The sequence below is a fragment of the Neobacillus sp. PS2-9 genome, from assembly GCF_030915525.1.
In the GTDB taxonomy this organism is placed as follows: domain Bacteria; phylum Bacillota; class Bacilli; order Bacillales; family Cytobacillaceae; genus Neobacillus.
Genome location: NZ_CP133269.1, coordinates 1,354,515 through 1,368,927, shown reverse-complemented (window position 1 = coordinate 1,368,927; position 14,413 = coordinate 1,354,515). Strand labels below are relative to the sequence as shown.

Here is a 14,413-nt window from a genome sequence, read left to right as displayed (position 1 = left end):
CCACTCTCTGTAGCCATCGTATTTTGTTTTGGATTAACGAGCAAATCCGCCGCCTAATTGTTGTTCAGCCATAGCGACTAAACGCTTAGTGATTTCACCACCAACAGATCCGTTAGCACGTGAAGTAGTATCAGCACCAAGTTGTACTCCAAATTCAGTAGCAATTTCGTATTTCATTTGGTCAAGAGCTTGCTCAACACCAGGAACTAGTAATTGATTAGAATTGTTGCTTCTAGCCATGTGATATCACCTCCTTGTGAGTATAGAATGTGTAGAAGTGAGGTTCTTCATTCTATCTTACAAATGGTAAATGTTCACAAAAAATTCTTAATTTCCTTTATTAGAATAATGCATTAAACTCTGAGTGTAAATCATGAGCATCATCCGTAGTTATATTAAGAGTTTCAATTTTTTGTACAGCTTCCTCAATCAGTTTTTCAAAATCAACAAAGCTTTCATAACGATGGACCTTTTCTCTTCTTGGCTTCGTTTTTGGAGAAGCAGGTACAAAAATCGTACAGCAATCTTCAAACGGCCGATTAGAAATCTCAAGAGTATCTATTTCTTGCGCGATTTTTATAATATCGGTTTTGTCCATCGAAATCAAGGGACGTAAAATAGGGGTATTCGTCACTTCATTTATGGCAAACATACTTTCTAACGTCTGACTAGCTACCTGACCTAGGCTTTCTCCGGTAATAATCGCTAAACCTTCTCGTTGCTTTCGAATTTCATCCGTAATACGCAACATCATTCTTCTCATCGTAGTCATAGTATAGTTTTCAGGAACTTGCTCTTTAATGGCCTGCTGAATTTCTGTAAACGGCACAATATGAAGTGTCAGCGATCCATAAATTTCCGCTAGTTTTTTAGTTAGATCGATTACTTTCTCTTTTGATCTCTCACTTGTAAACGGAGGACTAAAAAAGTGGACAGCTTCAATTTCTAATCCCCGTTTCATCGATAAATAACCTGCAACTGGACTATCAATCCCACCAGATAACATCAGCATTGCTTTGCCAGCTGATTTAACCGGCAGTCCCCCCGCACCTTGTATGGTTTCACAAGATAAATAAACGGCTTCTTGTCTAACCTCGATTCTCACATTGATATCGGGTTCTTTCACATTCACTTTGAGACCTGGGATATTCTTTAGCAGATGTGCCCCTATGACTCGATTAATTCCGTCTGTGTCCAATTCAAAGGTCTTGTCAGAACGCTTAGGAGTAACCTTAAAGGTCTGCCCTGCACGAAATATTGAACTTACTAGCTCCAAAGTGGTTTGTTTGATGTTTTCTACATCTCTTTCTACCTTAATCGCAGGACTAAAGGACTGAATCCCAAATATCCCCTTTAGCTTTTCAATTATTTCCTTTCCGTCTTCACCATTTAAAATGACATACATCCGGTCGCGACTTGCTTCAACTTTAATATTTGGAAAGGAAGTAAGTGAATTAACAACACTTCTTCTAAGTTTTTCTACAAATTTATGACGATTCCGTCCTTTGGTTGAGATTTCTCCATAACGTATGAGTATACGATCATATTTCATTTATTTCATAACCTTTCGTATATGTTTAGCAGCTTTATTTATAGCTTCAATCGCTACTTGCGCCTCCTCAGGCGTATTTTCAAAGGATAAGCTTATCCTAATCGCACTGTCTGCCTTCTCTTCTGGCACACCCATTGCAAGCAATGTACCACTTGGTGATTTCTTCTTTGACGAACACGCACTCGTTGTTGAAACAAATATTTCTTCCTGCTCAAGGGTATGAATTAATACCTCAGACTTCAATCCTTTTAACGATATATTTAATATATGTGGAGCTGCATTCTCTACAGGAGTATGAATAGTTACTTGCTCTATGTTAGTTAACCCTGTTCTTAGCATGCTCAGGATGGTCTTCATTTTTGCTATACCTGCTTCACTTTTCATCAAGGTCATCCGAAGTGCTTTTGCCATTGCTACAGCACCTGCCACATTTTCTGTCCCGCTTCGAATAGTCCTTTCCTGATTCCCACCCGATAATAAAGGGGCAAGCTTGGCCCCTTCTCGAATAAAAAGAGCACCTGTCCCTTTAAGTCCATGAAATTTATGAGCAGAAAAGGAACAAAGATCGATTCTGTTTTGGTGAATAGCTAGAGGAACCTTTCCCACACCTTGGACAGCGTCTACATGAAAAAGGATGGTTGGGTATTTTTTCAACATTTCTCCTACCTCTTTAATCGGTTGAATTGTACCCACTTCATTGTTAACGTGCATAATCGAAATTAAGATGGTGTCCTTGCGAATGGCCTTTTCAACATCTTCCACACTCACCCTCCCCTGAGGATTGACAGGGAGATAGGTAATATCGAATCCATTCTGTTCCAACTGCTCCATAACTGCACGAACAGAGGCGTGCTCCACACTTGTAGTAATAAGGTGACGACCTCTTTTTTTATTTAATAATGCCGCACCTTTTATCGCTATATTGTTACTTTCTGTTCCACCTGAAGTAAAGTAAATTTCATTAGGTTCTACAGTTAAAAGCTTTGCCACTTGCTCCCTCGCATGAGTTAACAGCTTTTCTGCCTGTATTCCCAATCCATGCAATGAAGAGGGATTTCCAAAATATTCACTTGAAACAGTAACATAAGATTCAAGTACCTCTTTATATGGCTTTGTCGTTGCACTATTATCTAAATAAATCACTAACTTTCCCCTCCATAAGAAGACGAACTTACAAAATAAAATCTTAACATAAAAACCGAAACATTTGAAAAATAATATTATACAAAAAACCGACCTAGCTATTGCTAAATCGGTTTATCATTTTATTCCATTTCAATTGTAGCCTTTATCTTCTTTAACGCATCAGGGTCAACCCCATCCAAAGATGCCGCTACCTGTTCTAAAGCTTCTTGAAAATCATACTGTCTGAATGCCGTTTCAGCATCAGCTAATCCTTTAGCAACTGATGGATGGTGGCTACGATAACGATTTCCATATTGAATTGCTTTTTCAGCTAAAGTGACATTCTCAATAAGCTCAATCGTTGAATTTACAAGTTTTTCAACTGTCAGTACTGCAATTTCTAAATACTGATTTAGAGCAGATATATTTAGAGGCTTTTCTTCAAGTTGGTATCGGACATTATTGATGCTTTCGTTTGTATCTTCTATTAAATATTTATAATCCTCAGGCAACCCAGGAACGTTACTCTTTGAAACAAGACGAACAGTTTCTGCTACTTTCTTGGTAAGTTCCTTAATTTTTTCCCTTGCTTCAAGTTCGTCCTTTCTCAAGGCTTGAAGTTTTTGGGCAAAAGCTTGCTGCCCTTCACATATCATATCCAGTTGGTCTTTTAACTCACTTAATTCTTCACTAATCGCTGATTGAGCCGTTTCATTCATCTTTAACTTTTCAACCAAAATTTCATAATGCTTATACACCGTTGAAAGTTCTTTTTCTAGATTATTTTGAACCTCTAAATCACTATCTGATAATTGATAGCTCGCTTGAACATGAATTAATTCATTTGAAAGATTCTTATTTTCCTCTTGAGCAGAAGCAAGTTGTTCAGCAGCAACCTTATTATTTTTCATGACATAATGTTTTGCGTGTACTTCCTTTTCCAAGAGGTCAAAAAGAATATCAATTCGATCCTTTACTTCCTTAATGCCCTCTTCTGCTTTTTCAATTTCGGTGGTTTCAATCAAGCGAATATTTTCAGCAATTTTCTCTTCAAGGCGTTGTATTTCAGTGGTTACATTTAAATGCTCTAAGTGATAATCCTGCTCTGTCATTTCTCGATAGCCCTCAAGACAATCTGCTAGCTGATTTGGAAGAAGAGATTGACTTTCAATTAAAAGCTGAGGAATTAAATCCATATGGTTCTTGATTGTTCCAAGCTGACTATGAATAAGTAAAACTACTTCTCGAGCTTCAAGATAATTACCGAGCTCCGTTTTTTCATCAAATTCCTGGAACTTCTGTGCCACTTCATTTAGTTTTGCTTCTAAGTGCTTTTCAGACTTACCAAAACTATGACGATGAGCAAGTAACATTTTTTTTGATTCTCTATAAAGTTCCTTAAGTTCCTCAATTTCCACTCTGTTCTTTTCTTCACTGCCCACTAGTTCATGCAGCTCTTCTAGTACCTTTTTAATTTGTTCCTCTGTTTCCATTAGCTTCGTATTAATCGCCTGTTGGGCTTCTTTTGCCTTTTTGAATCTATAGCGATCTATATATTCTTCTGCATCAAAAAGCATTTCTTCTAAATCAGGAAGCTGAACCGTTACCACATCATCCCACTGACTACGCCAACGCTCAAAAAGCTCCTCAGTCTGACCCGTCATATTTAACTGTTTAACTTTCGACATTTCATCTAGTATGGGACGATTCATAATATCGATTTTCCACGCTTCCAATCGATCCATTTCTTTAAAATACTTTTTCTTTATTAAATATCCCACTATAAATAAGGCTAATAATAGGATGAAAAATCCAATGATAAATTTCACAAGTAAGCCCCCTATTTCAAACAACATTGATTCCACTATGTATTCAAATCATCTATTTTAGAAAAACTCATTAAGTTCAATTCAATGCTTTTATGATACCATGTAAACGACATTTTTTGACTATTATTTTCAATTTTTTTGTAAAATAAAAAAAAAATAGCGATTACCGCTATTTTAGTACTGCTCCCTTTTTGATAGGTATGTCTGAACAAAGTGTTTTATCAATCCATAAGTGAAGATCCTTAAGATATTTCTGCTCGAAAAATGGCTCATTCGGAAATACATATAGTACTTCTCTCATATAATTGCTATTCATAAACGGCATCATGATTAATCCTTTTAGCTGTATAATTAAATAAGGAATGGAATGTGGTCTGAATTCATGCCATTCAAAACCCCGTTCAAATATTTTTTGAAAATAATATTTTTCTTTTAAAGAATAGGTGGACATGATTTCCCTTACTACTTGGGAATCCATCGACATCTCCCTGTAAATGAAACTAGCAAGCTGGTAGTTCTCACATTGGTAATGGAGCAAATCAGATACCACACGTTTTAAGCACTCTTTTGCCCCTCTATCAATAGATGCATAAGCAGCTTCCATCTTTCGGGTGTACTGTTCAAAAAAATGCATAAAGCAATATTCTAAGAGACCTGTTTTATTATTAAAATGATAGGCAATCGTTGCGGTATTTACATTAGCTGCATGAGCAATTTCCCTTATTGACGTTCCTGAGTACCCATTGGAATTAAATAACGTGATAGCGGCCTTAACAATTGCTTCTTTTGCATTTTTCTTCATCCATTCTCCCCCTTCAGGTAATTCCCATAATCCCCTTATCATAATGATTCTTGGTGTCACAATTGATTCCTTTAAGAAAATATCGACAAAGTATGCTCATTTTCTCTGATTTTTGATAAAATAAAATATAAATTATAAGAGAAAAAGGTGAAATACCGTGTTTAACGTCGAAATGTACACCGGAAATCGAGAAGAAAATTATGAACTTGTTAAGAAGCAATTACAGGCTCTCCTTCACGATGAGAAAAATCAAGTTGCCAATCTTAGCAATGCCTCTGCCTTATTGAACCAATTTCTAGACCGCGTTAATTGGGTAGGATTTTATCTACTAGATACGAATGACGAACTAGTGTTGGGTCCCTTCCAAGGACTCCCAGCATGCATACGCATCCCTCTTGGCAAGGGTGTTTGCGGTACTGCTGCATTAAAAAAGGAAACCCTTCTTGTTGAAGACGTGAATCAGTTCCCAGGTCATATTGCATGTGATGCTGCTTCACAATCAGAAATAGTTGTTCCACTGCTAAAAGGAGAGCAATTAATCGGCGTTTTAGATGTTGATTCTCCTGAATTAAATCGGTTTGATAAGCTCGACCAACAAAAACTTGAAGAATTCGTAGAAATTCTCGTTACCTATCTGTAAAAACAAAAACTCGCTTAGGCGAGTTTTTTTAGATCCTATCAAATGCCTGCTCTAAATCTTCTTTAATATCCTCCCAGGCTTCAAGACCCACTGAAAGACGAAGCAAGGTTTGATTAATCCCCATTTTTAACCGTTCCTCGTCTGGAACAACGGCATGTGTCATGGTAGCCGGGTGTTGAATTAATGTCTCTGCATCCCCAAGACTGACCGCAATTTTAATTAAGTTGAGCTGATTCATAAACATTTGAGCCGTTTCTTTCGTTCCCTTAATCGAAAATGATATAAGCCCTCCTGGTTTTTTCATTTGTTTTTTCATTATTGAGTAATCAGGGTGCTCTGAATCCCCGGGATAATAAATAGCATCCACCTTCGGATGTTGTTTAAGAAAGTCAAATAAGACAGTTGTATTTTCACAATGGCGATCCATCCGTACCGGAAGCGATTTTAACCCCCGTAACAACAGCCACGCATCGAATGGCGAGATAATTCCCCCTATATCCTTTTGAGTTGTCCTTGAAACTTGGTTAATAGTCTCTCTTCCTCCAACCACGATTCCAGCGATGACATCGCCATGTCCGCAAATATATTTTGTTGCACTGTGTATGACAATATCGCAGCCATTTCTAATTGGATTTTGTAAATAAGGAGAGCAAAACGTATTGTCCACTACTACGGGAATTCCCTTTTCTTTCGCCACATCTGCAACCATTTGAAGATCAACAAGCTTCATTGTTGGATTAATGGGAGTCTCAATATAGATACAAGCTGTATTTGGTTTAATTTGGTTTTCAAGGGTCTCCCTTGTATCCATTAGTGAAAAATCATGTTCAATATGATACTTCTCCTGTAATAATTCGAGCAATCCAAATGTACAACCATAAACACCCTGAGAGCATAGAATGTGGTCACCTGATTTTGTTAAAGCAATTAGCACTGCACTCACGGCAGCCATGCCTGACGAAAAAGCTAAAGCAGCTTCCCCCTTTTCAAGTGCAGCCATTCTGTCTTCCAGAATTTTTACGGTGGGATTTCCTAATCTTGAATAAATATATCCCTCTTCTTTCCCAGCAAACCTACTTTCCCCTTGCTCCGCACTCTCGAAGGTAAAGGTGGATGTTTGATATAACGGGGGAACTAAGCTTCCTTGATGATTTTCCGCATGATAGCCAAAATGAATGACTTCAGTTTCAAAACGAGGTTTTTTATCTTTCAATGTAGACTCCTCCTAATTGTAAGCGTTATCATTTTTTTACTTATAAACTATGATGGGTATGTAAAAATCGTTAAGGGCTGAATTCTGTCAAGTTTCAGCCCCTTAACTTGCTTTACTATTGTCAGCTTGTGTAACTACTTTATTTTTCCCCGTGCCTTTTGCGTGGTACAATGCTTCATCTGCTCTTTTAAATAGATATTGATACGTATCAGGTTTTTCGCTATTCCAATAGGAAACACCACACGACACAGTAATGTGAGGGTTAGAACTCTCAGATACCTTTGTCACTAATCTTTCAGCGATAACCGCTCCGGATGATAAAGGAACTTTGGGGAGATAGATGGCGAGTTCTTCTCCGCCCCAGCGTGCTCCCACATCATTCCCCCTGATATTTCCTTTAATGAAATTTGCGACTTGTATAAGTATTTCATCGCCTATTTGGTGACCGTAGGTATCATTGATTTCCTTGAAATTATCAATATCAATAAGAATAAAGGTTCCTTCACTATCTACTTTCATAGAAGTCTGAATTTTTTCATCTAAATAATTACGTGAATGGAGCTTTGTTAGATGATCAGTGGTAACTAATTTCTTGAGTTCCTCTCTCAACATGGAGTTGGTTAGGGAAAGCGATAAATGATGTACTAATGTCTGAAGAAGTTGAAATGTCTCAAAAGAAAAGAAATAGGGTTTTTCCTGCATGATCATTGAAAAACCTTTTAAATTCTTACCAAGTACTAATGGTACAACCATTATGGAATGAAAGCATGTACTAGGATTGGTAAGCGGAAGACTTATATCCCCAAATAATAGTGGATCATTTTCAGTATTTAATTTTCCTTTTATGTATTCTATATAGGTTTGAGCAGTTGTTGAAAAAAAGAAGGGTGTGGAACCAGGGAGTATTTTGACCTTGGCTTTCTCAGTAGAGCCTAAAAAGAAACCAACCTCTTTTGCATTAAAGGAAGATTTAATTTGTTCTGCCATAAATGTCAATGTATCAGCTAATGGCAGGTTAGAATTTAAACGATAGGAAGTTTCGTTAATTAATTGAAGCTCTAAAATGGTCTTTCTTGACTGCTGATAGTGGTGGGCATTTTCGAGAGCGGCTCCTGCACTTTCTGCCAACAAGGTCATAAATTCCACTTCTTTAGTCGGAATATCCTGAGCATTAGGTGCAATAATCTGTAATACCCCATAAACCCCCTGCTTGCCTTTTAAAGGTGCATAAAGTATGGTACTCTTTTCCGTATGAGAAAACTCATATTGAACATTACCTGATAAATACGCTGTTGTTGCTGCAATATTTTCACTATCATATTCCAGGTCAATGACTGGGAGGTCGCTATGTTTGTAGGTAGTCTGTGACAATAACAGGAAATATGAAAAGTTTGGATATTCTTCTTTAAGAATAACCAATAGTTCGCTCAGAAGACCTTCTTCATCTAAAAACGAATGTAGCTTTTCTGATATTCCATATAATTTTCTAAAATCAACTATGTCCAAAATATTTGTTCTCCTCTTTAGCTAAAATCCCAAATATATACATCGCAACCTAATTATAGTTAATTTATGTTAGCAATTGATATACTTTTTTTGAATAATTTATTAATTTTTTTTACAAACATGTTTGAATGTCATTCCTCGAACTCTGAGTTAACAAAAATATACTTGACTTTAGAGTAATAAAAATAATATAATACTCTTTGTGTAAAATATTGCAGCCTATTGAGTTCACTTGAATAGTCTCATTTTGTTCCTCATGAGAGTTTTGCTATCTCATTTGATGGTGTATCTTGTAACCCTTAGCTGCTAGGGCGAAGGTGCATGAAAACAAAATGACTGTCAACGAGTCTCATACCGGTTTTTATTTTACCAAAATAAAAACACTAAGGAGGAGTCATTCATGGCTCGATATACTGGCCCAAGCTGGAAATTATCTCGTCGTCTTGGAATCTCTCTAAGCGGCACAGGTAAAGAATTAGAAAAGCGTCCTTACGCTCCTGGACAACACGGTCCAAACCAACGCAAAAAGCTTTCTGAATACGGATTACAATTACAAGAGAAGCAAAAGCTTCGTCACATGTATGGTGTTAACGAGCGCCAATTCCGTACTCTTTTCGATAGAGCTGGCAAATTATCTGGTATCCACGGTGAAAACTTCATGGCGTTACTTGAGTCACGTCTTGATAACGTTGTTTACCGTTTAGGTCTTGCTCGCACTCGTCGTGCAGCTCGCCAATTAGTTAACCACGGTCACATCCTAGTTAATGGATCACGCGTAGATATCCCATCTTACCGTGTAACTGCTGGTCAAACAATCAGCGTTCGTGAAAAGTCACGCAACCTAGATGTTATTAAAGAAGCAATCGAAGTGACAAACTTCGTACCTGATTTCTTAACATTTGATGCTGACAAATTAGAAGGTACTTTCACTCGCTTACCTGAGCGTTCTGAGTTACCTGCTGAAATTAACGAAGCTCTTATCGTTGAGTTCTACTCACGTTAATAGTAAAAAAGTCCTCATACCATTTGGTATGAGGACTTTTTTTATATTTCTCTTCAAGAAAAAGGGCTCTGATTCCTCAAAGCCCTTTACTATTAATATTTAATTAATGTGTATTTCTTTTTCCCTCTTCTAATAATGGTAAACTGACCGTCGATTCGATCATTTTCCTGAAGGGCATAAGCCGTGTCGGTAATCTTTTCACCGTTTATCGTGACTGCTCCATTGGTGATATCCTCACGAGCTTGACGTTTAGAAGGAGAAATTTTTGCAGCAACTAGTAAGTCAACCAGGTTGCCATCTTCCTCGCCTGCATCAAATGACGGAACATCTTTAAAGCCCTGCTTAATTTCAGCAGCAGAAAGATTTTTCACATCCCCGCTGAATAAGGCTTGGGAAATCTTAATGGCCTGCTGTAGAGATTCTTCACCATGGATTAGACGAGTCATTTCTTCCGCTAACGTCTTTTGTGCTTTACGAAGATGCGGCTCTTCTTGAACACTATGTTCCAATTGTTCAATTTCTTCGTGTGAAAGGAATGTAAAGTACTTTAAGTATTTCACAACATCCGCATCTGCTGTGTTGATCCAGAACTGGTAGAATTCGTACGGTGTCGTCTTTTCTGGGTCTAACCAGATGGCACCGCCTTCTGTCTTTCCGAATTTCGTTCCATCAGCCTTCGTTACAAGCGGAATCGTCAATCCAAATGCCTTTGATTCTTCATGCATTTTACGGATTAACTCTAGACCTGAAGTAATATTCCCCCATTGGTCACTTCCGCCAATCTGTAATTTACAATTATGGTGGTCATATAGATGATTGAAATCCATTGCCTGTAAAATCGTGTAAGTAAATTCAGTAAAAGAGATTCCCGTCTCAAGACGAGATGCGATTGTATCTTTTGCAAGCATATAGTTGACACCAATATGCTTACCGATATCACGCAGGAAGGTTACAATATCCATTGAACCTGCCCAATCATAGTTATTAACCATAATCGCTCCATTTTCACCGTCAAAGTCAAAAATAGAGGATAGCTGCTTTTGAATCCCTGCAACATTGTCCTGAACGGTTTCTAAAGTAAGCAATTTACGCTCTTCACTTTTCCCGCTAGGATCACCAATTAATCCTGTTGCACCTCCGACCAACACTATAGGTCGATGGCCGTGCTGTTGAAATCTTCTTAAAGTTAGAAACGCAACTAGATGCCCAATATGCAAACTATTTGCTGTTGGATCTACTCCGCAATAAAGGGAAATGCTTTCCTTACTTAATAAGTCCTTTAATCCTTCTTCATCCGTTTGCTGGTAGATGATGCCTCTCCAGGTTAAATCCTGTAATAAATCCATTTTAATCCCCTCCAAAAATAAAAATAAAAACGCCCCTGCAAATATGCAGGGACGTAAATTTACGCGGTACCACCCAGCTTGAGGAACTTTCCTCCAACTCGAAAAAAATAACGGTTTTGACCGTTCTCCATTACTAAGCAGTGTGTTCACAGAGAAAGCTCGAGGAGGTAATTCATTCTTCTATTTGTGTCAGCTTGCACCACCGCTGACTCTCTAGAAACAGGGATAGAAGAACTACAGTTTGTTCCTGTCAAAGCTTTTTATTAAAATTAACTATAGCTTTTTTTATCACATTTCAAAGAGCATGTCAAACATCCACTGGAAATTTCAGAAAAATGTAGAAGGTTGTCAGTTTTTATACCTTCTATATGCTATAATGTATGTGATTTTAGATGAGGTGATGCTATTGATGAATGAAAAAATGCAAGCCTGGATGGAAAAAGCAAAGTCCATACTCAACTTATTTACCCATAAAAAAACGGTAAAAAGTGCACGAATTACCTATCAAGTAGTTTGGAACCTTTTTCTCCTTGTGATGACGGTTGCCATTCTTGGAGGTTCATTTGCAACAGGTGTAGGAGCTGGTTATTTTGCCTCCCTTGTGAAAGATGAACCGGTCCGTCCTTACGAGAGTATGAAAAAGGATATTTATAATTACACGGAAACATCCGATTTATACTATGCTGATAATGTTTACCTCGGCAGGCTTCGCAGTGACCTTATACGCGAAGAAGTAAAGTTGGATCAAGTTTCAGAAAATTTAATTAATGCCGTAGTGGCAACTGAAGATGAGTACTTCTATCAGCATAACGGGGTGGTTCCCAAGGCAGTTTTCCGGGCCCTTTTCCAAGAAGTAACGAATTCTTCTGTCCAATCAGGTGGAAGTACCTTAACACAGCAATTAATTAAGAATCAACTTTTAACCAATGAGGTATCCTTCCAACGGAAAGCGAATGAAATTCTACTTGCACTCCGTTTAGAGAAATTTTTCGACAAAAAGGAAATCCTCGAAGCCTATCTTAATGTTTCTACATTTGGAAGAAATGCTTCCGCGCAAAACATAGCTGGTGTTCAGGCAGCAGCAAAAGGAATTTTTGGTGTAAAGGCTAGTGAGTTAACACTCCCACAAGCAGCGTTCATTGCTGGCTTGCCTCAGAGCCCGTTTGGTTATACTCCTTTTACAAGGGATGACAATGGAAAACCGGTTTTAAAGAATAATCTTGAACCAGGTCTCACACGGATGAAAACGGTTTTAAAAAGAATGTATGATGGTGGCTACATAGATGGAAAACAGTATGCTGAGGCATCATCCTATGACATTAGAAAAGATTTTCTCAAACCTACTGTTTATTCTCAAACAAATACTTTCCTTACAGACGAAATTGAAAAACGTTCTGTCGAGGTCCTTACTACCGTACTTGCAAAGAAAGACGGCTACACCGAGAAAGAATTAAAAAATGATGACCAACTTTTTTACAAATATAAAACTTTAGCAACCCGTGATTTACACCAAAATGGTTATGAAATTCACACAACCATCAACAAAGATATTTACGATGCGATGCAAAAGGTAAAAGATAGCTATAAGAACTACGGCCCTGCTAAAGCACAGGAAAAAAAGGATCCAGAAACGGGTGAAATAAAAACCGTGATGGAGCCTGTTGAAGTCGGAGCCGAGTTAATTGAAAATAAAACGGGTAGGATTATCAGTTTTGTTGGCGGAAGAAACTATGAAAACCAACAAATGAATCATGCCACAACCGCTCTACGGCCTAATGCCTCTACCATGAAACCGCTGCTCGTCTATGGACCAGCGATTGAATTGGGAAAAGCAGCACCTGGAACGCCAATACCAAATGTTGCGTTGAATTTTATTCCAGGTAGGAGTAAGCCTTGGCCACAAAACTACGACTACCGCTACAGCGGGATTGTGTCTGCTCGGTATGCACTTGCGAAATCGTATAACGTTCCAGCGGTTAAGGTATATTCCGAAATTGTTAATCAAAACCCAGCAAAATATTTGGAAAAGATGGGATTTACTTCACTAACGAAGGATGATCATACAAACCTTTCAGCTGCCATCGGTTCCATTTATGGTGTAACGGTTGAGGAAAATACAAATGCGTTTAGCACATTTTCAAACGGTGGGAAATTCATCGATGCCTATATGATTGATAAAATCGTAGATAAAAGCGGCAAAGTGATTTATCAGCACGAAGTAACGCCTGTCGATGTCTTCAAACCACAAACAGCTTATTTAACACTTGATATGATGCGTGATGTTATCAAAATGGGGACTGCAGCTGGAATTAATAGCAAATTAAATTTCAGAGCAGATTGGGCTGGTAAAACAGGAACAGGAAATGAATATAAGGACTCATGGTTCGTTGCGACCAACCCTAATATTACATTTGGTTTATGGACAGGGTATGATACGCCCAAATCATTAAAGATTTCAGGTATGTCGTATAGTCAACGAACAAATAATCTTTGGGCTGAATTAATCAATGCAGCTTATAAAATTAAACCTGATGTAATCAATCCTAAAGAATCATTCCAAATGCCAAGTGGAATTGTTAAGCGTTCATATTGTGCTGTTTCAGGTATGCTTCCTTCAAATGCTTGCTCGAAGGCCGGCCTGATCGAAAGTGATTATTTTAATGTGAATGATGTGCCAACAAAAGTGGACGATAGCTTAATTGAAGGAAATTTCGTTACTATTAGCGGCAAAAAGTATTTAGCATTGGATTCTACTCCAAAGGAATTTGCTCAATATGGCTTAATATTAAACCCAGACTTTATTACACGTATGGTTGGAAAAACGTTTAAAGACTATAGCCAGCTCATTCCACAAAAGGACCGATGGGGTAAAATTCTTGTACCTACAGCAAAAATGGTGGATAACGGAAAAAAACCTAATGCTGTTAACTTAAGTATTACCGGTAATACATTATCTTGGTCTTCCTCAGGGGACAATGATGTGGTCGGTTACCGAGTATATCAAGGCGGGCTGATATCGACCAAAGTAGCTAGTATTATAAATGGCTCAAAGCTTTCCTATAAGGTAGGAAATGGTTCATTTTATGTAACAGCAATAGATATAGCCGGTAAAGAATCCGCTCCGTCTAATCTAGTTGAGGTAGGAGCAACAGTACCACCTCCATCTGATACAACCGCACCGTAAAGACCAAAAGGCGGAAGCGCCTCGTTCAGCCCCGACAGGCAAATGTTCTTCGGCGGGAAAAGTCCGCCTTTTGACTTTTCTTGCCGAAGGTTATTTGACCCGAGGGGCTAGGCGCTGGAGCTAGATTCAGACAACTAGTTTAGTTATCCACACTTGGACCTTTTTATAATTTCCTAAACAATAGTAAAAACCGCACCGAAATGTCGGTGCGGT

The 14,413-nt window shown here is 38.1% G+C and carries 11 protein-coding genes and 1 other annotated feature; of the genes, 3 read left to right on the top strand and 8 right to left on the bottom strand.

All coding sequences use genetic code 11. From position 1 onward, the window contains the following. Positions 1 to 33: 33 nt before the first annotated feature. The 5 genes from RCG25_RS06720 to refZ form a co-directional block, all read right to left on the bottom strand. Positions 34 to 240: an alpha/beta-type small acid-soluble spore protein gene (locus RCG25_RS06720; RefSeq protein WP_308082896.1), complete on the bottom strand. Its 207-nt coding sequence runs from the start codon at positions 238 to 240 to the stop codon at positions 34 to 36. A 100-nt stretch (positions 241 to 340) separates the two neighbouring features. Continuing rightward, positions 341 to 1,552: a tRNA uracil 4-sulfurtransferase ThiI gene (thiI, locus tag RCG25_RS06715; RefSeq protein WP_308082895.1), complete on the bottom strand. Its 1,212-nt coding sequence runs from the start codon at positions 1,550 to 1,552 to the stop codon at positions 341 to 343. Then, entirely contained in the window at positions 1,553 to 2,695 is a 1,143-nt protein-coding gene (locus RCG25_RS06710) for a cysteine desulfurase family protein (protein ID WP_308082893.1), read from the bottom strand. It lies immediately after the preceding gene. Between the two features lie 122 nt (positions 2,696 to 2,817). Continuing rightward, positions 2,818 to 4,506: a septation ring formation regulator EzrA gene (gene ezrA, locus RCG25_RS06705; protein WP_308082892.1), complete on the bottom strand. Its 1,689-nt coding sequence runs from the start codon at positions 4,504 to 4,506 to the stop codon at positions 2,818 to 2,820. Positions 4,507 to 4,675: 169 nt separating this feature from the next. Continuing rightward, on the bottom strand, positions 4,676 to 5,308 hold the full coding sequence (refZ, locus tag RCG25_RS06700; RefSeq protein ID WP_308082891.1) for a forespore capture DNA-binding protein RefZ: 633 nt from the start codon (positions 5,306 to 5,308) through the stop codon (positions 4,676 to 4,678). A 157-nt stretch (positions 5,309 to 5,465) separates the two neighbouring features. On the opposite strand from refZ, the gene RCG25_RS06695 reads away from it, so the two are divergent. Next, a complete protein-coding gene (locus RCG25_RS06695; RefSeq protein WP_308082890.1) occupies positions 5,466 to 5,948 on the top strand; it encodes a GAF domain-containing protein in 483 nt (160 codons plus the stop codon). 28 nt (positions 5,949 to 5,976) lie between these two features. On the opposite strand, the gene megL is transcribed toward RCG25_RS06695, so the two are convergent. Together megL and RCG25_RS06685 are read right to left on the bottom strand one after the other, a co-directional pair. After that, positions 5,977 to 7,161: a methionine gamma-lyase gene (megL, locus tag RCG25_RS06690; RefSeq protein WP_308082889.1), complete on the bottom strand. Its 1,185-nt coding sequence runs from the start codon at positions 7,159 to 7,161 to the stop codon at positions 5,977 to 5,979. Positions 7,162 to 7,263: 102 nt separating this feature from the next. Next, complete coding sequence (locus RCG25_RS06685) at positions 7,264 to 8,667, bottom strand: sensor domain-containing diguanylate cyclase (protein ID WP_308082888.1); 1,404 nt, start codon at positions 8,665 to 8,667, stop codon at positions 7,264 to 7,266. Between the two features lie 400 nt (positions 8,668 to 9,067). Here RCG25_RS06685 and rpsD point away from each other — a divergent pair, with 400 nt between their 5' ends. Continuing rightward, the gene (gene rpsD, locus RCG25_RS06680) at positions 9,068 to 9,670 is read left to right on the top strand and encodes a 30S ribosomal protein S4 (RefSeq protein WP_308082887.1); all 603 of its coding nucleotides are present in this window, start codon (positions 9,068 to 9,070) and stop codon (positions 9,668 to 9,670) included. Between the two features lie 92 nt (positions 9,671 to 9,762). Here rpsD and tyrS read toward each other — a convergent pair whose 3' ends face one another. Continuing rightward, the gene (tyrS, locus tag RCG25_RS06675; RefSeq protein WP_308082886.1) at positions 9,763 to 11,016 is read right to left on the bottom strand and encodes a tyrosine--tRNA ligase; all 1,254 of its coding nucleotides are present in this window, start codon (positions 11,014 to 11,016) and stop codon (positions 9,763 to 9,765) included. Positions 11,017 to 11,060: 44 nt separating this feature from the next. After that, positions 11,061 to 11,279, bottom strand: a binding site (T-box leader). A 146-nt stretch (positions 11,280 to 11,425) separates the two neighbouring features. Between tyrS and RCG25_RS06670 the strand changes: the two genes are divergently transcribed. After that, entirely contained in the window at positions 11,426 to 14,200 is a 2,775-nt protein-coding gene (locus RCG25_RS06670; protein WP_308082885.1) for a transglycosylase domain-containing protein, read from the top strand. The last annotated feature ends 213 nt before the right edge of the window (positions 14,201 to 14,413 follow it).